This window comes from Micavibrio aeruginosavorus EPB (assembly GCF_000348745.1).
Taxonomy (GTDB): Bacteria; Pseudomonadota; Alphaproteobacteria; order Micavibrionales; family Micavibrionaceae; genus Micavibrio; species Micavibrio aeruginosavorus_A.
The window spans coordinates 945,725-970,729 of the sequence record NC_020812.1 but is presented as its reverse complement, the minus strand read 5'-3'; the positions used below and the strand labels follow the sequence as shown (position 1 = coordinate 970,729).

Below are 25,005 nucleotides of genomic sequence, written 5' to 3'. Positions count from 1 at the left end.
TTATTAAGAATTAGATCAGCAAAATGCGAATCAGATGCTCTTCGCCCGGTCGATCGCTTTACGGAAGGCGATCGGGTCCGCAATCGGGGGCAGGATCACCTCGCCCACGCCCATACCGCGGACCATGACGCGGCCATAGTTGAAGATACGGCCCAGAATGGTTTGCAGGACGTTCACGCCCTCAATCCGGTCGATGCTCATCTCCCCGACATAGCGGGCAACCAGACCGCGTTTGAAAATCAAACGGGATGTTGTGACCGCAATTTCAGTCGTGGCCTTCACCACCATCATCTGTGCAAAGCGCAGCAGGCTGAGAACAAACACGAGAAACGCGCCCAGGCGAATGGCCGGATGCAGTTCACGGATTTTGCCCAGATACGTATCCGCATCCAGACCGCCCATGTAATTGTCCCAGACGTAAACACCACCGACGATCACGGCAATGCATCCAACAACGCCCCAGACAATCGCCATCACCGCCTGGACGTTATACATCCAGTGGAAATGCCCGACATAAACGAGCTCTTCATCCTTGTTCAGTGATTGCTGGACATACAGCATGTTGGATTAGTCCCCCAAAGAAATCCCCAGTGCACGACAAGTATGCACCAAAGTGCTGTCAATATCCACCTGCTGATAAGCAGCGATGGCGTCTTCGATCGCAACATCAATAACCTGACGATTTTGCCAGGCCACCATACGCCCGAATTTACCCTCTTCGATCAAATCGACAGCCTTGACGGCGAAGGCCGTTCCCAGCAAACGGTCATTATAGGTGGGCGGGCAGCCGCGCTGGACGTGGCCCAGCACCGTGACACGGGTTTCGGACCCGGTCGCCTCGGCAATTTGCGCGCCGATATACTGGCCAATGCCGCCATAGCGTTTTTCGCCGTCGGTATATTCGGTTTGAACCTTGCCACCATCGGTCGTTTTGACTGCTTCGGACACAACGACCAGAGCAAAGTTCCGCCCCGAATCCTTTACGGCCTTGATCTTCTTCGCCACGCTTTCGATGCTATATGGAATTTCCGGGATCAGGATGACATCCGCCCCGCCCGCAATGCCAGCGGCCAGCGCGATATGGCCCGCGTCGCGGCCCATGACTTCCAAAATCATCACACGGTCATGGCTGGCCGCGGTGGGTTGCAGACGGTCCAGCGCTTCAGTCGCAACCGCAACCGCCGTATCAAACCCGACGGAAAATTCGGTCATGCCAATGTCGTTATCAATGGTTTTCGGGATGCCCACCATGTTGATGCCACCCTGCTTCGCCAGCTTGCTCAAAATCGCAAAGCTGCCATCGCCGCCGATACCGATAATCGCATCCAGCCCCAGGGCCTTGAACCCGTCGACAATTTCATTGGAACGGTCTTTCAACGACCCATCGGCCATGGGGAAGGCAAACGGGTTGCCCTTGTTCGTGGTCCCCAGAATCGTGCCGCCCTGACGCATGATCTGCCCGTCAATTTCGAGCGGGGTCAGCGTGCGCACAGCCGGGGGCGTTTTAAACAAACCCGCCGTTCCGTTCAGAATACCAACGGTTTCCCAGCCCTTTTTATGGGCCGCATGAACCGCGCCCCGAATAATCGCGTTCAGCCCCGCGCAATCACCACCACTGGTCAGAATACCGATGCGTTTCGCCGCCATCACACCCTCGCCTTAAATTTCTCGTTTATATTCAGATTGTTATACGGGAACTTCGCCCCTTGATCCAGCGCAGATTACGCCCGCGCGCGCGGAAGTTCAATTCCTTCTTACATCCCAATGGATTATCTGATAATATTATAGCCTTGTTTAAACAACAGCTTGTTGAGTTGCTTGCATTCCCATGGAAGACGAAGAGACATTACGTGAAAAGCTTATCGAGCTGAAACACGAACACCGTGATCTGGACCAAGTGATTGAACGGCTGCTGGAACGCCAACCGGTCGATTTTCTGCAACTGCAACGGTTGAAGAAGCGCAAGCTGACGCTGAAGGACACGATCCAGAAGATCGAAAGCCAGCTTCTGCCGGACATCATCGCTTAATCAATTACGTAAATCAAAACACTTTTTCCCGCCCCTTCCGCTTGTGAGGGGGTGACGGGGATGCTAAACCGTTCATCGACTTTCACTCACTCGTAACTTTCGTTGAAACAACCATGAACGCAAAAGCCAGCCCGATGAGCAAACCAGCCATGAGTAACGCCGCCCCCCGCATTGAAACCGACTCGTTCGGTGAAATCGAAGTTCCATCCGATCATTATTGGGGCGCGCAGACGCAGCGATCCCTGCAGAACTTCAAGATCGGCACCGAAACCATGCCGAAACCGCTGGTTCGCGCCTTGGGCGTGCAGAAGAAAGCCTCGGCGCTGGCCAACATGGAGCTGGGCATTCTGGATACCAAAATCGGCACCGCCATTGTTCAGGCCGCCGAAGAAGTCATTGATGGCACGTTGGCCGACAATTTCCCGCTGGTCGTATGGCAGACGGGATCGGGCACGCAAACCAACATGAACGCAAACGAAGTAATTTCGAACCGCGCGATTGAAATTCTGGGCGGTGATATGGGCAGCAAAAAGCCCGTTCACCCGAACGATCACGTGAACATGGGCCAATCGTCCAATGACACGTTCCCGACCGTGATGCACATTGCCGCCGTGGAAGAGGTTCACCATGAACTCCTGCCCGCGTTGGAAAAACTGCATTCCGCGCTGGATATCAAAGCCCGCGAATTTGAAAACATCGTCAAAATCGGCCGCACCCATTTGCAGGATGCGACCCCGATGACGCTGGGCCAGGAATTTTCCGGTTACGCCAAGCAAATCGAACTGGGCATCGCCCGCGTTCACACGGCCGCGCCGCGTTTGATGCAACTGGCCCAGGGCGGCACCGCCGTTGGGACGGGCATCAACTGCAAAGTTGGGTTTGCCGATAAATTTGCCGGGCACGTGGCCACCATTACGGGTCTGGAATTTGTCAGCGCCGAAAACAAATTCGAAGCCCTGGCCGCCCACGACGCCATGGTTGAATTGTCCGGCATTTTGAACGTGCTGGCCGTGTCGTTGATGAAAATTGCCAACGATGTGCGCTTGCTGGGCTCCGGCCCGCGGTGCGGCATTGGTGAAATCTCCCTGCCGGAAAACGAACCGGGTTCGTCGATCATGCCGGGCAAGGTCAACCCGACCCAGTCCGAAGCCATGACCATGGTGTGCGCACAAGTGATGGGCAACCATGTCACCGTGACGGTCGCGGGCAGCAACGGGCATTTCGAACTGAACGTGTTCAAGCCGGTTATTATTTACAACGTCCTGCAATCCATCCGCCTGATCGCCGATGCGTGCAACAGCTTCACCGACAATTGCGTGGTCGGGATCGAGGCCAACACGGACCGGATCAGCAAGCTGCTGCATGAAAGCCTGATGCTGGTCACCGCGCTGAACCCGCATATCGGGTACGACAATGCCGCCAAGATCGCGAAAAAGGCCCACAAGGAAGGCACCACGTTGATGCAGGCCGGTATTGACCTCGGCCTGTTGACCGAGGATCAGTTCCGCCAGTGGATCAAGCCGGAAGATATGGTTCATCCGCGGGACTAGTATGCGCAAACATTCGGTAAAGATTGCAGGACACCAAACCAGCATCACGCTGGAAGATGAATTTTGGACAGCCCTGCAATCCATCGCCGAAGTACGCGGACAAACGATCAATGATCTCGTCACCGAAATAGATGAAGGGCGCGGAGAGCATAACCTCTCCAGCGCCCTTCGTGTTTTTGTCCTGAAAACAATTCAGGGTAACGCGCAGTAAGCGTTCAACGCCCTCCCAGCACACCACCCAGAACGCCACGGATCAATTCTTCTTCCGGGGTCATTGCGGGTTTCTGTTCCTGCTGCACAGGTTGCGGCTCGGCTGTGGGTTGCGTCGGCGCAGCTTCTGTTTCACCCGCGGACGGAGCCACTTCCGGTTCGGCCACCGGGGTCGGTTGTTGTGTTGGTGCCGTTGCCTTCGGTGCAGAGCCGCCCAGCAATCCGCCAATAACACCGCTCAGCGCATCGCTACCGCCCAATTTATCGCCAAGCTTTTCACCAAGCTCTTTCTGAAGCTTCTGGTTAATGCGGGCACCGACATAAGATTCCAGTGCGCTGTTGGCAAACGCGTTACCCGGCTTATCCAACGGCCCTTGGAAACGGACCGGTAAATTCGGCGCGTCTTCCGGCTCGACCAGATCAATTGTGCTGGTCATATCAATCGTCCACAAGGGCAGGTTCACTTGTCCCTTGTTCGTGATCGTAGCCGCCGGACCTTTCATCACGAAATTATCGTAACGCACGATCCCTTCGGCAATGGTGAACGGGCCATCAATCGTGTCGAACGATGTCTGCCCGCCTTTCAAGGCGCCGCCGACAAGGCCGGAAATATTGTCGAACACTTTCGTGGTCGATACCAGCGAGCGTGACAATGCCGCCAGATCAAATCCTTCGATCACGACATTTTCACCGCTCAGTTTCCCCTGCCCGTTCAGGTCAGAGATCAGCGCTGCGGGCGACAGACCAGAGGCCTTCACAGCCACGTTCAGCGATGCTTTCCCCTTGGCCTTGATCGGTTTTGATCCGCTAAACCCGCTGGCCAGTTGCTCCAATGCAACGTTGACGAAATCGGCCTTTACATCCATCGCAATCGGCTGGCGTTCCTGGGCCGATGATTTTACCGTACCGGACAGCGCCATTGTGCCGCCCTGAACGCCTGCGTTCATTTTTGCGATGTTCAGTGTGCCGTCCTTCAACGTCACGCCCAAATCGGCATTGTCCAAAACCCAGTTGCCATAGGTGATGGTTTTTGCGGTCACGGCCAGATCCATATTATAGGCCTGCATCCACGCCGTATTGATGGCATTGCGGGACCAGCGCAAATCGCCGGATTTGGACGAACCACCACCCGCAGATTTTGAACCGCTGGATGCCGGATCCTTGCCCACCAATTGGTCCAGCGGCACGGTGCCCGCCTGAATTTTACCGGTAATGCTCGGCTTCGCCGCTTTCATATCGGCGCGCACGTCACCCGCCAGAGCCATAGACCCCAGATTGATTTTAATGCCCGTCACATCATAGGCCCCATCGGCCAGATTGACGTTGGCGTAGGCATCCAGCTCTTTCTTGATCCCCACCCCGGCCCGATAGGTCGGGGAGAATCGTTGAATCAGCTTTTCAAAATTCGGGTGCATCACGCGGGCGGCGATTTTATCGACATCCGGCTTGGTCAATGCATTGACCACGTTACCCGAGGCCTGCAATTCCCCATCCATCGCCTTGGCATTCGCCGTGAAGTTCAGGCTCTCCGGTTTTTCACCCGCGAGGGCCACGCTCAAATCCAACGGCCCAAAATCCTTCGGCAGCTTGTCAGTTTTCACACCGAAAGATTTCAGCATTGCTTCCGTATCGCGGGTTTTTCCGCCCAGAACAATATCCAGACCCGCGAGGTTTTTCAGGTCACGCACGGTGCCCTTCATGCTCATCGCATTGCCATCGCTGTCTTCCAGTGCGGCGGATTTAACATCCAGCGCATTATCCTTCAGTGATCCGTTCACACGAATGGCGTTATAGGTCACACCGCGCATGGTGACGTTATCCAGAACGGCATCCACGCTCAGATCAACCGGCAAATTCAATTTCGAAACCGTTTCACGGATCACCGCTTCCATCGGCTTGGCCGCACCTGTGGCCGGAGCCGGTGCAACGGCGTTATTTTCCGCCTTCACATCGCGAGCAATGAAATTGTCGATATTGATGCCCGACCCACGCAATGTAATGGCCGCATCATCCTTGCCCGATTTATCCAGCGCGTAAGACCCCGCGAGATCAACCTTGGTTTTTCCCAAATCCAGTGAACCGCTGCTGACTTCCGCCTTGGTCGGGGTTACCGTTCCCTTTGCGGTGACGGCCATGCTGTCCTTCAACAAGGTCCCCATGGATTTAATGGTCGCATCGGGCACAAAAGCCGACAAAATGGTCACAGGTTTTTGCGCCGTCGCCGCCGTTTCAAAATTCAATGTCGGATTGGAATAAACCACACCACCAGTTTTCGCCGCCGTAGACGATGCATACGCCAACGTCGCGGAGGATTTCAGTGATCCACCGCCGGGCATTTCGCCCGATTGTTCGATCAAGCGAATTTGGCCGGCCTTTTTCTCAACCACGAATTTTACATTGTTGAATGTTGCGCCCTTGGCCGATAACGCGCTCAGCGTTGCATCAACCCGCGCATCAATCGCCATCGGCAGCGCCAGGGTTTCAGGGATAAACGGTTTCTTCGTTGCGGCATCACCCTTCGCCGCCGCTTTCGCGCCAGAGCCGCCAGAGGATTTCATAAAGGAGTCCAGATTAACCGGCGTATCGCTGGCCAGAACCACCTGCACATCCATCGGCGCATTGTTTTTACCGCCCAGATTGGCCACAGCAATCGAACCGCTGGCCTTGATATCGCCAAAAGCAAAGGTGGCCGTTTTCATGTCTGCCTCGTCCGCCGATGCGGTCAACATGCCACGAACGTCCACAGCCTTGGCCAAGGCCGGATTGGGCTTACCCGTGAAAGCCGCGATCATCGCAGATAAATCTGGCGTTTTAATATTGGTTTCACCCTGCACTTCCGGTGCGCCACCCAGGGCGACCACACCGCTAAAATTCACTTCGCTTTTAGAGGCGGGCAAACCAACGATTGTTTGCAGGGCCAGTGTTTTTGCGCCCTTTTCCATGCGGCCCGTTTGCGCATCAATTTCGATGGTCTGTTTGTTCCAATCAAAATCGCCCTTGACCTTGAACGGCCCCGACAGGCTGTCGGCCTTAATCACCGCATCAATGCCATCCAGCTTTGTTTCCTTCGCCGTGCGGCGATCGGCATAGATGAACGTGCCTTTTTCAATTTTCAAATTATCAAGGGTGATGGCCTGTTCCTTCGTCGCGCCCGATGGCTGGCCCGCGCCGTCGTCTTTTTTACCGGCGGACAGTTTTTCGGTCATCCATGTTTGCGTTCCATCCTTCGCCACTTCCAGACGAATAACGGGCTCAACCAGATTAACCGTGTTGACCTCCACCCGTTTGGACAGAAGCGGCAACAACGCCACGCTGACCTCGGCCTGTTTCAGGCTCAGCAGTTCAACCGCATCACGGCCCGCTGTGGCCGGCACCGACACACCCAGATTTTCAATGACCAGATGCGGGAACGGCAGAACCGCCAAATCCAGCTTGCCACCAAAGGTCACTTCGTATCCCGTTGCATCTTCAACTTTGGACTGGATCAGGGGTTTATATTTTTCCCAATCAACAAAGCTGGGCGTAATGACAGCGCCCCCCAGCAAAACAACAACAATGCCACCAGCAACAAGACCGATTTTCTTCACGTCAACTTCTCCGGTATTTTATGTATTTTTTAGACGGTTGGTGCGCCCCTACTCCTAAGAATGGGATGCAAAGGTGGCAAGTTCAAGGCATGACCCCAGAACCCCGCATAAAACCACCATTTTAATCGTCGGAATATTTTTCCTGGAACGATTGAACGGCAGCCAGGAATTGATTCAGCTTTGGCTGTACCGCGTTTTGAAAGCTTTGCTGCTGCACACGCGGCAGGGTCACCATGATGGTTTCATAAATATTCTGGACCGTTTCCACCAGAATTTTAATATCACCATGGCGGTTGATCAGCGCGCTGTTCGTTTGAATAATCCGCTTCATCAGCATCGGCACGATGGCCCGCACGGTTGGATCGCTTTTGCGCAATTTATCATCCAACGTCTGGCGCGTAATGACGACCAGAACGGAATCCTCAATCGCCTGCACCGTCGCACTGCGCTTTTCATCGAAGACCAGCGCCATCTCACCAAAAATCTGCCCGGGGCCCAGTTTGGCCAGCTCGACATCCTTGTCGTCATGTTCGACATAGACGCGCACCTTGCCCGATTGAACAAGGAACGCGCAGTTGCCGCTGTCCCCTTCACGGATAATGAACGATCCCTTTGGGACCGCGCGGCGTTCCAGCACCTGATTTTCGGGATTGATAATCGCCATACTCTGTAACCCTTGCGTCCGCTTAGGACATATATTGCCCGCCATTGGCGGCGATTGTGGCACCGTTGATGAATCCGGCAGAATCCGACGCCAGATAAGCCACCAGCCCGGCAATTTCATCACACCGCCCCATCCGGCCCGCGGGAATTTGCCGGACGATGGAATCCAGCACGTCCTGACGCATGGATGCGGTCATGTCGGTTTCGATGTACCCCGGTGCGATGGCATTAACAGTAATGCCCTTCGCCGCGTTTTCAAGCGCAAGCGCCTTGGTAAACCCGATCATTCCGGCCTTGGCGGCGGAATAGTTGGTTTGACCAAACTGGCCCTTCTGCCCGTTGATTGAACTGATATTCACGATACGGCCAAACCCGCGATCGCGCATACCCGGCACAATCGCACGGCATGTATTGAACAATGATGTCATGTTGGTGTTGACTACTTCATGCCATTGCTGCGCCGTCATTTTATGCAAGACCGCATCCCGCGTGATGCCCGCATTGTTGACCAGAATGGCCACCGGGCCCAGATCAGCCTCCACCGCCGCACAGGCCGCCGCGCACGCATCGTAATCCGTCACGTCAACCTTGTACGCCTTTAAGCCCAGTTCGGTTTCACATTGTTTCGCGGCTTCTTCGTTGCCGTGATAAAATGCGGCTACCTTGTACCCGGCCTTGACCAGCGCTTCGGAAATCGAGCGTCCGATCCCGCGTGTGCCGCCTGTAACAATCGCTACTTTATTCGTCATTGTTCACAAAATCCCTTAAGCAACTTTTTTCAAATTTTCGGATGCATCGCGCTCAACGCACATGGCAATACCCATGCCGCCGCCGATGCACAATGTCACCAGACCGCGTTTCGCATCACGGCGTGCCATTTCGTGCAACAGCGTGACCAGAACGCGCGTACCCGACGCACCAATCGGATGGCCGATGGCAATCGCCCCGCCATTCACGTTCACCTTCGCCGGGTCCAGCGCCAGATCTTTCAGCACGCACAGAGATTGCGCGGCGAAAGCTTCGTTCGCTTCGACCAGATCCAGATCGGATACGGACCAACCCGCTTTTTCCAGCGCCTTGCGCGATGCCGGGATCGGACCGGAGCCCATCACCGCCGGATCAACGCCCGCCGTGGCCCAGGACCGAATGGTCGCATAGACCGGCAGACCGCGTTTCTTCGCCTCGCTGGCACGCATCAGAACAACAGCGGCAGCACCGTCATTGATGCCGGATGCGCTGGCCGCTGTTACTGTGCCGTCGGGTTTGAACGCCGGGCGCAGGCCGGACAGCGATTCCGCCGTCACGCCCGCGCGCGGGAATTCGTCTTTATCAATGGTCACTTCATCCTTCTTCACCTTGATTTTCACCGGGGTGATTTCGGCGGTGAATTTACCGGCCTTTTGTGCGGCTTCGGTTTTTTGTTGGGAGGCGGCTGCAAAATTATCCTGATCCGCACGGGTGATCTGCCATTTTTCGGCAATGTTTTCGGCGGTCATGCCCATGTGGTAGCCGTTAAACGCATCCCACAGACCATCAACGATCATCGTATCGACCATCGTGGCATTGCCCATTTTCGTGCCGTTACGCATATGCATGGCATGTGGCGACAGGCTCATATTCTCCTGCCCGCCCGCGACGATGACAGTGGCGTCACCGTTCAGGATGGATTGCATCCCGAGCGCTACCGTGCGCAAGCCCGAGCCACAAACCTGATTAACGGTCAGTGCAGTTTTTTCATGCGGAATGCCCGCGGCCATCGCGGCCTGGCGGGCCGGGTTTTGTCCGGCGGCAGCGGTGAGGACCTGGCCCATAATTACTTCGTCGATATCGGCCCCGCCAACTTTGGCTTCGTCCATGACTGCGCGAATGGCAACCGCGCCCAGATCATGGGCAGGCAGTGTGCTGAGTCCGCCATTGAAGTTGCCAATCGGTGTGCGTTTGGCGGCGACGATAACGATAGGATCATTGGTGGTCATAGGTCACTCCCCTTGCAGGCATGCAAAAAGCGGGTTCATTTGAAAGATGCCCGTCATTATTGCGTTTAACCGGGAATATGCAAGGGTATGGGCCGATTTTATGCGGGCTTTACCCGGTTTTCAGCCAGTCCGCCAACGGCGCCCAGACAGTTTCCATAGCATTCCGCCCCGCCATCAGGCTGATATGCCCGCAATCGGGGCGCAAAATGGCCGCATCCGGATGGTCTTTGCATAACGACAACGCCGATTCCGGTGGAACCAGCAAATCGCGCATGGCGGCAACCACCATCATCTTGCCCGCATCCAGATGGTCCAGCCCGACCGTGCGGTCCCCCACCTGCCATGCACCGTTGACCGGGCGGTTGTGACCGTACCAGTCCATGATGCAGACGCGCGCGACACCGGATGGCAGATCGTGCCCACCATTGAGCCAGTCTTCCACCGCGATGAACATTTGTTCCTGCGGCGTATCCGCCGCCATTTCAAGAAACGACGCAAATTTTGTCAGCGCCCGTTGCGGGTTGACGGCGGCAAACACTTTCTGCACCCAATCCATCGGCAATGTTGGCCCCGCGTCAATCATCTGCAACGCGCTGGCCGCACCGGCCACCACCTGCGCCGTCATGCGCGGATTTCCCGCATGGAAATCCCACGGGGCCGATAGAAACGCCATTTTATTGAACTTATCGGGGTATAACGCCGCCGCAACCGCCAGCAATGTTCCCCCCATGCAATACCCGATCGCATGCGGCGCATGACCGTATGTATCGTGCAGGTAATTCACCGCCACCATCACGCGATCATCAATCACACCGCCCATCGTGTGAAGCGCCGGGTCATCCACCATCCGGCCCCAGTCGAGCAGATAGACATCAAACCCCTGCGCCGCCATCCAGCGTGTGAACGACCGGTCAGGAAGAATGTCGAGAATTTCCGATCCGTTGATCATGGATGGGATGATCAGAAGCGGTTGCGCGTTTGGTGTTGCGGATGGGTAAAACAACAACCGCACCGTACCCGCCTGCCACCGCGATTCGATGGCGGGCGATGGACGGCGATAGCCATGATCCTGATATTTCCGTATTCCGGACAACATGGACGCCATCGCCTTCCCATGTTTTTGCCGCGCCGCATCATCCGCGTCCGGCCCCAACATCAGCGCCGCCGCACCCAGATAAATACTGAGCGCCGCCGGGCGGCGTTCAAAACCGTCCGGTGAATTTTGCTGCGTTGCATTCATGGGTGTCGTTACCATTGGGGCAAAAAGCTTTTCGGGCTATGAATTTTGTGCATAATAGCAATCAGTTTTCCGGGGTCATAACCATAATTTCCTTATGGCATGACCAAACAGGAGAGGATGTAAAACACTATGGCGACCAAGACCCGTTCCGACAAGCCCACCGTGATCAAGAAATACGCGAACCGTCGTTTGTACGACACAGGGCGCAGTTCATATGTCACGCTGGATGACCTTTGCACAATGGTAAAGGAAGAGCGCGATTTCGTAGTTTATGACGCGAAAACCGGCGAAGACCTGACCCGTTCCGTATTGACCCAGATCATCGTCGATCAGGAAGGCAAAGGCGGCCAGAATTTGTTGCCGATTTCGTTCCTGCGCCAATTGATCGGTTATTACGGCGACAGCATCCAATCCATCGTGCCCAACTATCTGGAACACGCGCTGGACAGCTTCTCCAAAAATCAGGAAAAATTCCGCGAGATGTTTTCCGTTTCCGCGTTCGAAGAATTGAGCCGCCAGAACATGTCGGTGTTTGAAAACGCAATGAAGATGAACCCGTGGGCATCAGCCTTCCCGAACCCGTTGACGGGCGGGAAATCCACCGGCAGCGATGCCGACAAGGTGCAAGACCTGAAAGAAACCATTGCGGAATTGCAAAAAGAAATTGATCGCCTGTCCAAATAGGATGATCCGATAAACAAAAACCCGGCCAGTGGCCGGGTTTTTTATTCCGCTGTATTTAGGGCTGATTTTTCATCAATTCCATGATCTGTTCCGCCGTCATGTCATTATTGGGGCGGGGTTCGTCATGATGTTGCAAAATTTTACGCAACGAATGTTCACGCGGCAACCAAACCCGCTCGACCGACGGGAAACCAAAAACGTAACCCTGAATGTGATCAACGCCATCCCCGGCCAGTAATTTGGCTTCGGACATTGTTTCCGCCCCCTCGCCCACCGTTTGAACATTCACCCCCTGCGCCAGCGTATTCAACGTTTTGACGAACAAACGGTTTTCGGTTTCATCAATTTTGCGAATGAAGGATTTATCGATTTTCACCATATCGACATCCAGCCGCTTCAATTGCGCGAACGCCGTATAACCGGCCCCAAAATCATCCAGCGCCACACGGCAGCCCATGTCGCGTAATGTGCGAACAATACGCATTGTTTTTTCAATGTCGTACATGGCCACAGATTCCGTGATTTCCACGATCAGGCGTCCCGCCACATCAGGCCGTTCACGCAAGGCGGACACCAGACCGCGCAACCAATCCGGATCGGTCAGGGTCAGGTTCGATACGTTGACCGACAACGTTAAATCGGAAAAGGCCGCCAATTCCTGGATCGCCAAGTGCATGGCATAACGATCCACCAGGCGGCTGAGCCCCAGGCGTTCAATGGCGGGCATGAAATTTCCGGCGGAATGAAGCTTGCCCCCCTCATCCACAAAACGGATCAGGCATTCGTGGAACGACACAACGCTGGACCGGCTATTCACCACGGGCTGGAACGCCAGCTTTACACGATTATCCTTCAACGCGCGCAGGAAGGCATCACCGGATGAAAGCAACAGCCGCGTGTTTTGCGCCTCGGTCGCGGCCTCGCCGTAGGACACAAAACGTCCGCGCCCGCGTTCCTTGGCCGTTTGCATGGCCATTTCGGCCCGCGTCAGCATATCCGCAGGGTCTTTGCACTGACGATTGATATGAACGCCACCAATGGAAATACTGATCCCCACCGGGCCGCGCTGTGTCTGGATCGGAACTTCGTAGAAGTTATGCAGCATATGGTGCGCAACCGCCGCCATTTCCGCATGCGGCGCGTGGGCGAAAAACACGCCGAATACATCACCGTCGATCCGCGCCACAGTTGCCGATCCGCCAACCAGATCGCGCAGACGTTTACCGACCCGGTCAATAACCTCGTCCGTATATTGCGCGCCAAAGGCTTCGTTCAACATCGACAGCCGGTCAATACCGATCACCAATAAATAACCAACGTTATTCAAACGGGATGAATTTTGCGCATCCGTCCATTCGACAATCTTCTGACAGATCAACAAACGCCCGTAATGCGTCATGCTGGTGTCATACGACACCATAGAGAACGAACTGCTGACCAGATTGGTCGCTGGTTTCACAGCATTCGAAAATTGTTTTTCATCGGCAATGCGCACCGTTCCGCACAACATGCGGTGCCCGTTGTCAGGGTCCAGTTGCAGCGTGGCGTGTTCATAGACATCAACCTGTAATCCATTGCCGCGGCGAATGCGGAAATTGGCCTTCATGGCCGGGGGTGTTGTCGGATCGACCTGTAGCGCCAGAACATCGTGGAAGGCGGCGAGCCGTGCGGGAATATCCTGCGGGTTGATCACACGGGCAAAATCGGCGCTGGATACCGGCTGGGCCGGGTCATCAAAACCCAATAGCGCATGAATATCGCCCTGCCATTCAATATGGTCAGTGTCGATATCCCAGACATAGGCCGCGAGGCCCTGATCCGATAAAGTCTTCTGGAGATGAATGCGCCAGAAATCCGCCAAGATGTTACGCCCCGCTGCCTGCGGCCCCCCGGTGGAGGACAAGATAACCCATGCCGTACAAACCCAGTACGCCCCATAATTTAAGCTTAGGCGTCAAATGGTTACCAAGAGATTTAGAATTTTAATAAAATTTGAAATAAATTTTCGCAAAAATTGAGGAAAGCCGCCATTTTCAGCCCCCTCAACGACACAGGGCGGCCCATTGAAGGGACCGCCCTGTGCAATCAACATATTGTTATGTCTTAGACTTTTATTTCAAAGACTGCGTCTTCAGCCCAGTGACCAGACGGTCCCGCACGTCCATCGCCAGATCCATTGATTCCGGCGCGGCTTCGTGTGCGATGGCTGTAAACATGCTGTCCTGAATAGCGAAGAGCAACGAAGCCGAAGCCCCCGCCCCGTTATCATCGACACAGGCGATTTCATAGGTGGACACACTGCCCCCCTGAACCGTGCCCTCGGCCGCAGGAACAGCCGCGAACTGCCCCTTGCAACGGCTTTCCGTGCGCTTCAGGTATTCCTGAACATTCGCATCAAAATCGGCCGGGGTACGCAGGATTTTTTGTTCAGCCGAACCAAACACGCCCGCACCCGCTTCCCAGCGATAGGCCACCTGCCCCGCATTCGTGGCGGCGGCAATCGGTTGCACATTCTGGCTCAGCGTAATGCCTGATCCGCGCAGGACCTGTTCCAATCGGTTGCCAGACACCAGCCCACCCTGCACCACGGACAAGGCCGGGGCGATTTCGGATTTCTGGACGGGGGCTGGAGCCTGATACGCCACAGGCTGGGTGCGCGGTTTGTCTTCAATCGCGGCAAAGCGGTCATAGGAAACCTGAACGGCCGGCTTGCTGACTGTTTCCGCCGTGCGGTTGTTCAGCGTCGAATTGGCCTGTGCCAGCTGGCTGGCCATGCTTGATTTTTCGCTGTGCAAATTCGACAACTGCGTATTCAGGCTCGCCACCTCGGCCTTCAGCGCGTCAACCAAACCACGGTCATCACCGTCAGCGGCCTGAACGGATGCACGTTGGGCATAAGAACGTTCCAGATCAGCCACGCGTTTTTGCACTTCCTGATCCACACGCGCCCGTTCGATCGCCAATTGCTGTTCCAATTCGGCAATACGCTGATCCTTGCCATCGTCACCGCCGCCGGCCAGTTTTTGCTTGGTCAGGGCCAGTTCTTCTTCCAGACGGACCAAACGTGCGGTCTGTTCCTTCTCGGCAATTTTCGGATCGAAGAGCATATATTCCAGCTCTTTCTTCTCGCGTCCGCACTTCGCGCGCTCCTCATCCAGCAGCGCACCCAAACGGCGCGTTTCGCGTTCCGCTTCGTTGAAGCGGGTCGTCGCCTGTTCCAGATCCCAGTTGGCAGATGCGATGGCTGTTTCCTTGCCGCCTGCACTCTTGGCGACACGCAACTGTTCGGACAGACGATCGCGTTCCGCACGGATGACCGCCAATTCAGCCTCAGCCGCGCGCAATTGCGTGACGGTGGCCATGTTGGCTTTCAAATCTTCGCTCGGCGCGGATGATTTGGCCTCCAGGGCGGCGACCTGTTGGCGCAGAGTCATGTTTTCGTCCGTTGCCTTTTTCAGCAACTCTTTCACTTGGACCAATTCGGTCTGGACCGGAACATTTGATTCATCGGCCCGTGATTCATCGGCCTGGGTCTTCGCGGTTTTCACCGTTTGCAATTCCGCCGTCAGACGATCACGCTCCGCCGTCATATCCTTCAAGCGGGTTTCCAGGGCTTGCAACTGGCTGGTGCTTTCGGCTTTCGACGCGGTTGCGGCCTCGGCCACTTTGGCCTCCAACGCGACAACCTGTTGCTTCAACGTATCGCGTTCGGTTTCCACCGTTTTCAAACGCGTTGCCAAATCCCCGGCTTTGCTTTGGGCTTCGGCCACGGCGTTGCCCGTCTCAACCTTGGCGTTTTGCAGGGACGCCAGTTCGGCTTTCATCTGCGTATTCTCGGTCCGCAAACGGGTCAGTTCGGCGTTGGCCGCTTCCCCGGCCGTTTTCGCCGCCGACAATGTCGCCATCTCGGCTTTGATTTGCGCGTTTTCAGCCTTCAGACGTGTCAGCTCCGCATTCGCGGCTTCGCCCGCCGTTTTGGCCTGCGCCAGCGTGGCCATTTCAGCCTTGATCTGGGTGTTTTCCGTGCGCAATTTGGCCAACTCTGCGCTGGCTGTATCGGCGGTGGTTTTCACTTGTGCCAATGTTGCCATCTCGGCCTTGATCTGCGTGTTCTCGGCCCGCAGTTTTTCCAGTTCTGCACTGGCGACATCACCCGCGGTCTTGGCCTGGCTCAAGGTCGTCATGTCAGATTTAATCTTTGCATTTTCAGCGCGCAGATTTTCAACTTCGACACTCAGCGCACTCAGAGCGGCAGCATCATCCTTGGATGTTTCGCACACAGCCGGAGCGGCCTTTGGCTGCTGCCCCAACTGGGAAACACGGGATTTCAGGTCGCTGTTTTCCATTTCCAGCAGGCGGAGCTTCTCACTCATCTCCGACACGGTTGCACTGCCCGATGCTTGTTGCTGGTAGCGGTTTTCAAATTCGCGGCGTTCGCGTTCCAGCGCGTTACGCAGACGGGTATTTTCCTCGCGCAGATTATCCAGATCGGTGTTGGTGGATGATGACGCCATTAACGCCGGGGCCGGAGCCGGTGCGGGCGCAGGGGCTGGTTTCGGCGCGGCGGCTTTTGCCGTTTCCTTCACCTTTTCAACCGCTTTGGTCGGCGCTTCGCGCACGGCTTCATCCACCTGCATCTTGCGCAACAGGGCATCGCCGCCAGATGATTTCACTGGTGCTTCGGTCAGATCGCGCATCACCGGTTTTTCCGGGGCGGACAGAATATCCGCCGCATCGGCCTCGACCTGCACCGGGGTTACGGCCATTTTCGGCATACCCGGAACATCATCCAGCGACCCACTGTCGTTGCCGCCCGCAGCGGGTTCAACACCGCCACCGACACAAGCATACAAATCGGCAATACCGGATTTCATATTGGATTCAGCAAAAACCAATTTTTTATCGGCAAACGCAATGGCCATTTGGCCGCTGGCTTCCAACGCATTCATGAACGCATCATCGCGCCCCATATTCACGGTAATGCCGCGCCCCGACGTTGGAACAATTTCAAATTTGCGTTCCTGATCCAGTGCAGTTTTCATCCGCACATCAACCGCGATCCCCTTCGCCACGGCATCGTCCTTGCCAAAGTCGAGGGCGACGGTTGTTTCATCGGTCGCGTTGCGCGCGATGGTCAGTTTCACACCGCTGTCAAAATTGCGAACCAGCGCACAATGGGCGTCCGATCCCGCCGCGCTGTTGGAGGCCACACGGGTCACGGTCCATTCCCGGTCCCCGGCAAAAGCCGCCGCGCCAAAGGCCATGTGACCAATCAAAACTGATGAAAGCAAAAGAGAGCGAGAGCGCATGGTTTTCCCCGAAAACGTCGCAGAAATAAAGGTTTTGCAAGCATACAGGCAGGATTCGCATGTGAAAAGGGCTTTCGGGCCGGAATATACGACTATCCCCGGAACGAAAGCCCTTTGAATTCAAACGATTAGATTATTGCCCTCGCCAGGCCCGGTCGGATTCGACCACCAAAACCTGACCGTTCAGGGTCGGATCATTGTAAATACGGCCGACGGGTCGCTCGGTCTCATTGCTAAATTGCTCCAGCAGGCGCGACAACGCCCCCGTCAATGGCCCTTGGAAACTGACCGAGCGTTGCACGGTGTAGGGCGAATCCGCCATCCAGATCACCTGCAACCCCTGTTGCGCGCCCCAGGATTCAATGGTGGACCGCAAATCCTGTCCCTTCACGGCGGCCCAGCGTTGTCCCGGTGCCGTGTTGGACGACGCACCACTGGCCGTGCGGGTGGCAACATCACCGCGAACAATGTCGGATGGGTTGGCACGCTTGACCGTAGGATCAGCCCAGCTTCCGGCCAGCGCGTGGCCGCTCGACACTTCTTTGACCTTTTCTTCGACGGCGGGTGCCGCGGGCGGCGGTTCAATCCCTTTGGCGGCCAACGCCCGACCGGTATTTTCACCCTGCTTGGCCTTGGCCAGAATACCAGCCGCCTCGGCATAGGCGCGGGCATTATCATCAGCCGCGCGATCCAAGAGTTTCTCGATTGAAACAACATCGCCGGAAACGCCACCGCTTTGTTCACCGGGCATGGGCGTCAACGCCCCCATTTCACCGGTCGGTGCCATTGGCGGCACCGCAGCCCCCGCCGTAACAGGCGGCAGGGCCGGAGCCGGTGCATCCATGGCCGGAACCGGCGCATCGGGCATTACGATTTTATCACCACTGGTGCTTTTGATTTCAAACACACCGGCGGGCAGCGGGGCCTTGGCCTCGCGTTGCGACGGTACAGACGGCGCACCATCGCCACCGCCGTTGTAGCAGGATTCCATGCGCTTAAAGCCTTCGGACAACCCCACCATGACAAATTCAGCGGACGGGCCATCCTGCACACGAATGGCGACATTGCGCGCTTTTTTCAGGGCCGCATAAACATCCGGCATATTTTTCAGGCTGATCAACAGCGTGCGGTCATCGTGCGCCGATGCGGAAACCAATTGAAAAAATTCGCCCGGCACATCGATCTCAACATCGTAATCCTGCCCCTTGGTCAGGGTCGGCTGGCCAATATCAATCGCCACGGCCAGCAAACGATCACCACCGCCGGAAAAGCGGAAGCTGTATCCGTTATTAAACTGGTTCGTCACAATACAGGGAATGCCCGCAACACCGCCCGCACCCGCCGCCGACATCGACGCCGGACCCACCAGCCATGCGCTGCTGGGCACGGCACCGGTTTCGGCATGTGCGGCCCCCATACCCAATGAAAAACACACATTGCCCATCAGGAAAATTTTGCGGATCATCATGCCCTCGCCACCCGTTTATTATGCGGTTTGTTTGTTACCGGATTTATCTTCCAACCCATGCGCCAGTGACGCTTCCAGAAAGCGATCCAAATCGCCATCCAGAACGCCGAACGCATCGGTGTTTTCCACTTCGGTACGCAGATCCTTGACCATTTGATAGGGCTGCAACACATAAGACCGGATCTGGTGCCCCCAGCCGATTTCTGTTTTTTCGCCGTACGATGCCTGTGACGCATCTTCGCGTTTTTTCAATTCCATTTCGTACAATCGCGCGCGCAACATGCTCATCGCGGTATCGCGGTTTTTGTGCTGGGACCGTTCGGCCTGACACGCCACAATAATGCCGGATGGAATGTGCGTGATACGAATGGCGGAATCGGTCGTGTTCACGTGCTGTCCACCTGCGCCGCTGGACCGATACGTATCCACCTTCAAATCTTTGTCCAGCACTTCGATTTCAATTGTGTCGTCAATGACCGGCGATACGGCGACGGATGAAAAGCTGGTATGACGACGCGCGTTGGAATCATACGGCGAAATACGCACCAGACGATGCACGCCCGTTTCGGATTTCAACCAGCCATACGCATTTTCGCCTTCGATCTTGATCGTGGCGGCTTTGATCCCCGCCTCTTCACCATCACTGCGTTGAAGCAAGGTCACGCGGTAGCCATGTTGTTCCGCCCACCGCGTGTACATACGCAACAGGATTTCACCCCAATCCTGCGCCTCGGTGCCGCCGGACCCGGCATGCACTTCCAAAAACGCATCATTGGCGTCGGCTTCGCCGGACAGCAGGCTGGTGATCTGCATACGCTGTGCATCATCGCGCAGTTTTTTTAATGCGGCTTCTGCTTCGTCCACGATGGATTGATCACCCTCTTCTTCGCCCATTTCAATCAGGCCGAGGCAATCATTCATGCTGTTTTCAACAGCCCGCACCGACCGAACCTTTTGATCCAGACGGTTGCGTTCCTTCATGATGGTTTGGGCTTTGTCCGCGTTGGACCAAAGATCCGGGTCTTCGCTCAGGGATGTCAGTTCGGCCAGACGGTCGATCGCTGTATCCCAGTCAAAGATGCCTCCTCAGCAAGGCCAGCGACTCGTTGATGTCGTTGACCAGCGCTTGAATATCTGCACGCATGGTAATTCCTTACTATTCTTCCACAAACACCAACGCCCCCCGGAGTGATCCGCAGGGGCGTCAGGAAAATTCTTCAGCCAGCCCTTATGCTGCTTGCGCCAGTTTGGCGTTTCCAGCGAAAAAGTCCAGCATTTGTACGATCAGGCCCTGACGTTGTTCACCGTCAACCACCGGGGAGGACATCAGGTTACCGTCCATGGCCATCACATCGTCCACCACCGTTGCGCCCGCTGTTTCCAGCACAGCTTTCGCGGCTTCGGCAACGGCCACAACACGGCCATTGGCTTGTTCAGCGAAGACCAGAATGGACGCCGCATCGCCAAACAACGCAACTGGCTTGGCCATCGTCATGAAATTGTTGATGAAACGGCGGGTATGCGCCGTGGTTTGCAGTTTATCCAGCGCGCGGCTGCCGCCCGGGATGACCAGCATGTCGTAATCGGCGCCCAGTGCGGTCGCCAGTGATTGATCCACCGGAAAATTGTGGCCCCAGCCCTGCCCGTCCCAGCCGCTGATCAAACCTTGATCCGGGCTGATAATCTTTACCTTTGCACCAGCGGCCAACAGGGCTTTCTGGGCTTCGATCAAATCATGTTGGTTGAAACCGTTGGCGGTCAGGATGGCTACGTTTTGTCCGGAGAGCATTTTACTCATGAAGTCACAGTCCTCTTCTTTACATATACTGTTTACTGATCCCCTTGACCGTCCAAAGCCGTGCGATGAACCCTTTGAAAAAACGGTTCGAATGGCGTTTGGTGGCGTTTGCGCTGTGGCCGGGTTTCAGGGGATGTACACACCTGTGTTTTACAGATTGCCGCACCATGATGTTTCCCGGGTTCAAAGTCAAGAAATAAACTCTATCCCCTTGTCCGAACAAGGTATTTTCTATTTTATTTCAACGCATTGAATTGTGGAGATTTGTGCAACGGCGAATGTTTTTGGAGCGGGCGGTCGTACCATCTTGCCCCACGACCTCGCACACAAAGGCGAAAATATTATTTAATTACAAAATTTTACCAGATAAAGAGCTATTTTATTGTCATATTATCAAATTTATTGTTTATTTCCGAAATACTCCCGCCATGCGATTACAAGGAAGGAAATATGATGACAAAACATTTTGGGGTCGGAGCCGTATTCTGTGCCGTTGCACTGATAGCCGGTTGCAGCGCAGAAGTAACCGATCAGGTCGGCGCTGAAGGTGCTGTAAAACTTGAAACAAAAGCGAATGATTATTCTATAATAAAGCCGAATAGTGAGGGCTTGACGGTTCTTAGAACCTACAAACCTGCGGATGGCTTCCTCTTGACCGAGACCGTGTCCCCGTATGACGACAAACGGGCATGTATCTTTCTCGGAAAAGGGGCAGATGTTCTGTGCTTTAACAACGTATCCATAGTTTCCGCACAGCCTAAATTATTGGCCGCGTATAAGGTAAATAATACTCCTGTGATTGAATTTACACCAGGATTCACCCCCACCCTGCGTTGTGTTGCAACAGCTTCGAACGGAATACATCACCAAGGTCAATTGCATTGTAACTGATATAGGAGCGCCCCTCAGGATCGAAATCGGCACAGGATCCGAAGGGCCCTCTTTGCAAAAAATTTCGATAACCCATTGATTTCATTGGAGCGGGCGACGGGTCTCGAACCCGCGACCTACAGCTTGGGAAGCTGTCGCTCTACCAACTGAGCTACGCCCGCACCCCGAAAACAGCCGGAAAACCGCCAAATATTCGGCCCGGCTCTCTGTAGAGCCTTGATATGGCACAGCTCCCTCAAAAAAACAATTGGGGATTTTAAGTGATTTAAGTTGCGGCGACTTTACAAAGTTCGGGACTCGTTTATAAAGGCCAAGCGGTAAGATTTATTATTCAAGCGCACAAAAAACGTATCTATTTCAAGGAGCAACACATGATTAAGCTGCGCGGCGTTGTTTTAGCAGGACTGGCCTTGTCCCTGGCGGCATGTTCCGGTGTTTCGAGCCACAGTGAAGTTGAAGCCCTGAACGAGGTGCAGCCGGTTGGCAGCCCGTTCACACAATCTCTGGCGGCCGAATATCGTGATTTCGCCAATCGCGAAATGAACGACATGTTCGATTACCCGGATGCAATCCACTTCGCCCGTAAAGGTCTGGCAGCAGCAGGCGGTGACGCCGTGATGCCGGAACCGATCAGCGATTGGAACTTGCTCCCTCGCCACATGGAAGAGCTGAGCGCTGGCCGTGGCCGTTTGATCAATGCATTTGATCGTGGCGCACGTGACATTGCTCCGCAATTGTCCGCCGTGGCCCAGGCCCGCTTTGATTGCTGGATCGAGCAGCAAGAAGAAAACTGGCAGGAAGACGACATCGGCGCTTGCAAATCGCAATTCGCTGAAGCCATGGCCCAGTTGGAAGCCTTGTTGCCGGCACCGGCACCGATGCCTGCTGAAGACGTGATGGCCCCGGTATCCGCACTGGATATGGGCGCATCCGATCCGATGGCGGCTGCTGACTCCATGTATCTGGTCTTCTTCGACTTCGACTCGTCCGTTGTAAACGCTGGTGGTAACAGCGTCCTGGACGCCGTTGCAGCCGAAATCAGCAAACGCAGCGTCAACATGGTCAGCGTTGTTGGTCACACCGACAGCTCCGGCTCCGACGCGTACAACGACAAACTGGCCATGCGCCGCGGTAACGCCGTGCGTGACGCTCTGATCAAACGCGGCATCGACCCGGCGAAGATCAACGTCGAAGGCCGTGGCGAGCGTGAACTGCTGGTCAAAACCGCTGACGGTGTGCGCGAGCCCGCCAACCGTCGTGGTCAGATCAGCTTCCAGTAAGCGATCGCCCCTGATGCGTCAGGGATAAAAAAATCGGTGGCCGGGATGTTGAACAAGCGTCCCGGCCATTTTCTTAAAGACAAAAAATAAACGCAAAGCGATTGGTTCCCCCATGGACCTCAGACCCATTTTTTACGTTGTCGGCGCCCTGCTCTGCATTCTGGCCATCAGCATGAGCGTGCCAATGTTTGTCGATATGGTGCACAATCACGCGGATTGGAAAGTCTTTCTGCTCTGCATGGCGATTACCGCTTTCTTTGGCGGAACCACGGTCCTGACCAACGCCAGCGACAAACCATTTCAATTAACAATCAAGCAAACATTCCTGTTAACCGCGATCAGCTGGTTTGCGCTGGCTGCGTTTGGGGCGTTGCCCTTCTGGCTGGCCAGTGAAACGGATATTGATTTCACCGACGCCTTTTTTGAAGCCGTATCGGGTATCACAACAACAGGCGCAACCGTTCTGACCGGGCTCGACTCTATGCCGCCAGGGATTTTGATGTGGCGGTGCATGTTAAACGCATTGGGCGGAATTGGGTTTATTGTTGCCGCTATGGCGGTTTTGCCCTTCCTGCGCGTTGGCGGGATGCAATTATATCGCACAGAATCATCCGATAAATCTGACAAGGTTTTACCGCGGATGCAAAAGGTAGCAACCGCGATTGCCTATATTTATTTCGGCCTGATTGCCCTTTGTGCATTGTGTTACTGGATGGCGGGTATGTCCGGGTTTGACGCCATCACGCACGCCATGAGCTCGGTCGCAACAGGTGGGTTTGCAAACTACGACAGCTCGTTCGGTGCCTTTCTAGAACGCCCCCATATTCTCTGGATCTCGATGATCTTCATGATCCTGGGCGGCCTTCCTTTCGTGCTTTATATCAAAGTATTGGGTGGAAACTTCAACGCATTGATCAGCAATACTCAGGTCCGCACGTTTTTGGCATTATTGGGCGGATCTATTTTAGTATCTACAATATGGCTGTCCATGAAAGGCGTCCTTCCCTTTGGTGAAGCCTTGTTGCAAAGCGCCTTTAATATTGTCTCCGTTGTGACAACCACCGGCTATGCCTCGGCAGATTATATGCAATGGGGACCGTTCTTCGTTGTCTTTTTCTTCATCCTCACGTTTTTTGGTGGGTGTACGGGGTCGACATCGGGTGGCGTAAAGATCATGCGTTATCAGGTGATGGCGTTGATTTTGGGACGTCACTTCCAGAAACTGCAACAACCCAATGCCATTATCGCCCTGCATTATGACGGACGAACATTGCCGGATGACGTGCCCTATTCCGTGATGGTTTTTATCTTTGGCTTTCTTGGAACATTCATTGCGCTGGCATTGGCCTTGTCCATGTGCGGCCTTGACTTCATCACGAGCCTCAGCGGCGCGGCTACGGCGTTAACGAACGTCGGCCCCGGGTTGGGGCCAATCATCGGCCCGGCGGGTAACTTCTCTACCCTCCCGGATGCGGCCAAGTGGCTGATCTCTGCCGGGATGATGTTGGGCCGTTTGGAACTCTTCACCTTGCTGGTTCTGGTTATGCCCAGCTTCTGGCGAAAATAAAAAAAGCCCCGCCTTCATCGCGGGGCTTTTTTATTATCTCAGAATTAGAAAGGCGACGCCTCAACCTGCGGCACAGGTTGCGCCCCCATGGCCGGGGCGGAATGATACCCACCATCGTTATACGACGCCCCGCCGCCAATCGCGCTGCCCGCATCGGCACCAACCTGCAACGTATTGTTAATGCCATTCACAACAGCCGCATCCACATCGCGCAACAATTGCTCAACAAATGCGTTCTGCTCACGCTCGCGTTCGGCAATCGACAAATTGTCGGCGATGGTCCATGTCCGCTGAACGCGAAGTTCGGTATGGGCCGCGCCCGGTGCCGTCGGGTTTTCACGCATCAGTTTCAAACGGATAACAGCGCTATAACGGTCGCGGTTATCAACGTTCAACTTGCGCGCATATTTGTTATCCGACTGCAAATCTTCGCGCGTGACGCGTGCTTCCTCGATCGAGAAAATAAAGGTCCCCTCCGTCCCGGCGGCGACCAGACGCTTGTCCGCATAGCTGCGCAAGGCCACATCCAGCGGCGTCGGGAACGTGCTGGACACATCATTGCCATAGGCGGCCGCATTGCTGGCGTTGACAACCTCAATCCGTGTGGCGCTTACACCCTGGGCTTGAGAGAATTGCGCGGCAGGTGATTTCAGGGCTGGGCCAACCGTCGTACACCCCGCCATCACCCCTGCCCCACCAAGGGCCAGAACCGACACACAGACCAAAAACGAAAGACGTTTGTTCTTCATCATA

Annotated in this window: 20 protein-coding genes and 1 tRNA gene; 7 read left to right on the top strand and 14 right to left on the bottom strand. The window is 55.2% G+C overall.

From position 1 onward, the window contains the following. Positions 1-30: 30 nt before the first annotated feature. Both A11S_RS04445 and A11S_RS04440 read right to left on the bottom strand, forming a co-directional pair. Positions 31-561: a PH domain-containing protein gene (locus A11S_RS04445; protein ID WP_015467302.1), complete on the bottom strand. Its 531-nt coding sequence runs from the start codon at positions 559-561 to the stop codon at positions 31-33. 6 nt (positions 562-567) lie between these two features. Further along, the gene (locus A11S_RS04440) at positions 568-1,647 is read right to left on the bottom strand and encodes an ATP-dependent 6-phosphofructokinase (protein WP_015467301.1); all 1,080 of its coding nucleotides are present in this window, start codon (positions 1,645-1,647) and stop codon (positions 568-570) included. Between the two features lie 181 nt (positions 1,648-1,828). On the opposite strand from A11S_RS04440, the gene A11S_RS04435 reads away from it, so the two are divergent. The 3 genes from A11S_RS04435 (at position 1,829) to A11S_RS04425 (ending at position 3,790) form a co-directional block, all read left to right on the top strand. Then, entirely contained in the window at positions 1,829-2,029 is a 201-nt protein-coding gene (locus A11S_RS04435) for a YdcH family protein (protein WP_015467300.1), read from the top strand. 113 nt (positions 2,030-2,142) lie between these two features. Continuing rightward, positions 2,143-3,579: a class II fumarate hydratase gene (fumC, locus tag A11S_RS04430; RefSeq protein WP_015467299.1), complete on the top strand. Its 1,437-nt coding sequence runs from the start codon at positions 2,143-2,145 to the stop codon at positions 3,577-3,579. A 1-nt stretch (position 3,580) separates the two neighbouring features. Next, positions 3,581-3,790 (top strand): ribbon-helix-helix domain-containing protein, encoded by a 210-nt coding sequence (locus tag A11S_RS04425; protein WP_015467298.1) that lies wholly within the window; start codon positions 3,581-3,583, stop codon positions 3,788-3,790. Between the two features lie 4 nt (positions 3,791-3,794). Here the strand turns inward: A11S_RS04425 and A11S_RS04420 are convergent, their stop codons facing one another. From A11S_RS04420 to A11S_RS04400, 5 genes are all read right to left on the bottom strand, one after another. Beyond that, positions 3,795-7,376, bottom strand: a complete 3,582-nt coding sequence (locus tag A11S_RS04420; protein WP_015467297.1) for an AsmA family protein — start codon at positions 7,374-7,376, stop codon at positions 3,795-3,797. Positions 7,377-7,497: 121 nt separating this feature from the next. Next, positions 7,498-8,040: a Crp/Fnr family transcriptional regulator gene (locus A11S_RS04415; protein ID WP_015467296.1), complete on the bottom strand. Its 543-nt coding sequence runs from the start codon at positions 8,038-8,040 to the stop codon at positions 7,498-7,500. A gap of 22 nt (positions 8,041-8,062) precedes the next feature. After that, complete coding sequence (gene phbB, locus A11S_RS04410) at positions 8,063-8,788, bottom strand: acetoacetyl-CoA reductase (RefSeq protein ID WP_015467295.1); 726 nt, start codon at positions 8,786-8,788, stop codon at positions 8,063-8,065. Between the two features lie 15 nt (positions 8,789-8,803). Continuing rightward, positions 8,804-10,015 (bottom strand): acetyl-CoA C-acetyltransferase, encoded by a 1,212-nt coding sequence (locus A11S_RS04405; RefSeq protein ID WP_015467294.1) that lies wholly within the window; start codon positions 10,013-10,015, stop codon positions 8,804-8,806. A 109-nt stretch (positions 10,016-10,124) separates the two neighbouring features. Further along, positions 10,125-11,270, bottom strand: coding sequence for an alpha/beta fold hydrolase (locus tag A11S_RS04400; RefSeq protein ID WP_235068233.1), 1,146 nt, complete (start codon positions 11,268-11,270; stop codon positions 10,125-10,127). A gap of 114 nt (positions 11,271-11,384) precedes the next feature. Between A11S_RS04400 and phaR the strand changes: the two genes are divergently transcribed. After that, positions 11,385-11,939 carry a polyhydroxyalkanoate synthesis repressor PhaR gene (gene phaR, locus A11S_RS04395; protein ID WP_014102514.1) on the top strand — a complete coding sequence of 185 codons (555 nt, stop codon included), beginning with the start codon at positions 11,385-11,387 and terminating at the stop codon, positions 11,937-11,939. A 55-nt stretch (positions 11,940-11,994) separates the two neighbouring features. On the opposite strand, the gene A11S_RS04390 is transcribed toward phaR, so the two are convergent. From A11S_RS04390 to A11S_RS04370, 5 genes are all read right to left on the bottom strand, one after another. Continuing rightward, complete coding sequence (locus tag A11S_RS04390) at positions 11,995-13,800, bottom strand: GGDEF and EAL domain-containing protein (protein WP_015467292.1); 1,806 nt, start codon at positions 13,798-13,800, stop codon at positions 11,995-11,997. A gap of 250 nt (positions 13,801-14,050) precedes the next feature. Further along, positions 14,051-17,248, bottom strand: a complete 3,198-nt coding sequence (locus A11S_RS04385; RefSeq protein WP_235068412.1) for a coiled-coil domain-containing protein — start codon at positions 17,246-17,248, stop codon at positions 14,051-14,053. A 133-nt stretch (positions 17,249-17,381) separates the two neighbouring features. Beyond that, complete coding sequence (locus A11S_RS04380) at positions 17,382-18,716, bottom strand: toxin co-regulated pilus biosynthesis Q family protein (protein ID WP_015467290.1); 1,335 nt, start codon at positions 18,714-18,716, stop codon at positions 17,382-17,384. Positions 18,717-18,734: 18 nt separating this feature from the next. Further along, a protein-coding gene (prfB, locus tag A11S_RS04375) for a peptide chain release factor 2 (RefSeq protein WP_162138309.1) occupies positions 18,735-19,860 on the bottom strand; the annotation gives its coding sequence in 2 pieces (ribosomal slippage) (positions 18,735-19,793 and positions 19,795-19,860; 1,125 coding nt in all). A gap of 84 nt (positions 19,861-19,944) precedes the next feature. Continuing rightward, positions 19,945-20,514 carry a DJ-1/PfpI family protein gene (locus tag A11S_RS04370; protein ID WP_015467288.1) on the bottom strand — a complete coding sequence of 190 codons (570 nt, stop codon included), beginning with the start codon at positions 20,512-20,514 and terminating at the stop codon, positions 19,945-19,947. Positions 20,515-20,964: 450 nt separating this feature from the next. Between A11S_RS04370 and A11S_RS04365 the strand changes: the two genes are divergently transcribed. Beyond that, a complete protein-coding gene (locus A11S_RS04365; protein ID WP_041802460.1) occupies positions 20,965-21,405 on the top strand; it encodes a hypothetical protein in 441 nt (146 codons plus the stop codon). Positions 21,406-21,490: 85 nt separating this feature from the next. Here A11S_RS04365 and A11S_RS04360 read toward each other — a convergent pair. Beyond that, positions 21,491-21,566 (bottom strand) — tRNA-Gly (locus A11S_RS04360). Positions 21,567-21,776: 210 nt separating this feature from the next. Between A11S_RS04360 and A11S_RS04355 the strand changes: the two genes are divergently transcribed. Both A11S_RS04355 and A11S_RS04350 read left to right on the top strand, forming a co-directional pair. Continuing rightward, a complete protein-coding gene (locus A11S_RS04355) occupies positions 21,777-22,685 on the top strand; it encodes an OmpA family protein (RefSeq protein WP_015467285.1) in 909 nt (302 codons plus the stop codon). Positions 22,686-22,797: 112 nt separating this feature from the next. Beyond that, entirely contained in the window at positions 22,798-24,252 is a 1,455-nt protein-coding gene (locus tag A11S_RS04350; protein WP_015467284.1) for a TrkH family potassium uptake protein, read from the top strand. A 44-nt stretch (positions 24,253-24,296) separates the two neighbouring features. Here the strand turns inward: A11S_RS04350 and A11S_RS04345 are convergent, their stop codons facing one another. Continuing rightward, complete coding sequence (locus A11S_RS04345; RefSeq protein WP_015467283.1) at positions 24,297-25,004, bottom strand: hypothetical protein; 708 nt, start codon at positions 25,002-25,004, stop codon at positions 24,297-24,299. Position 25,005 lies beyond the last annotated feature (1 nt).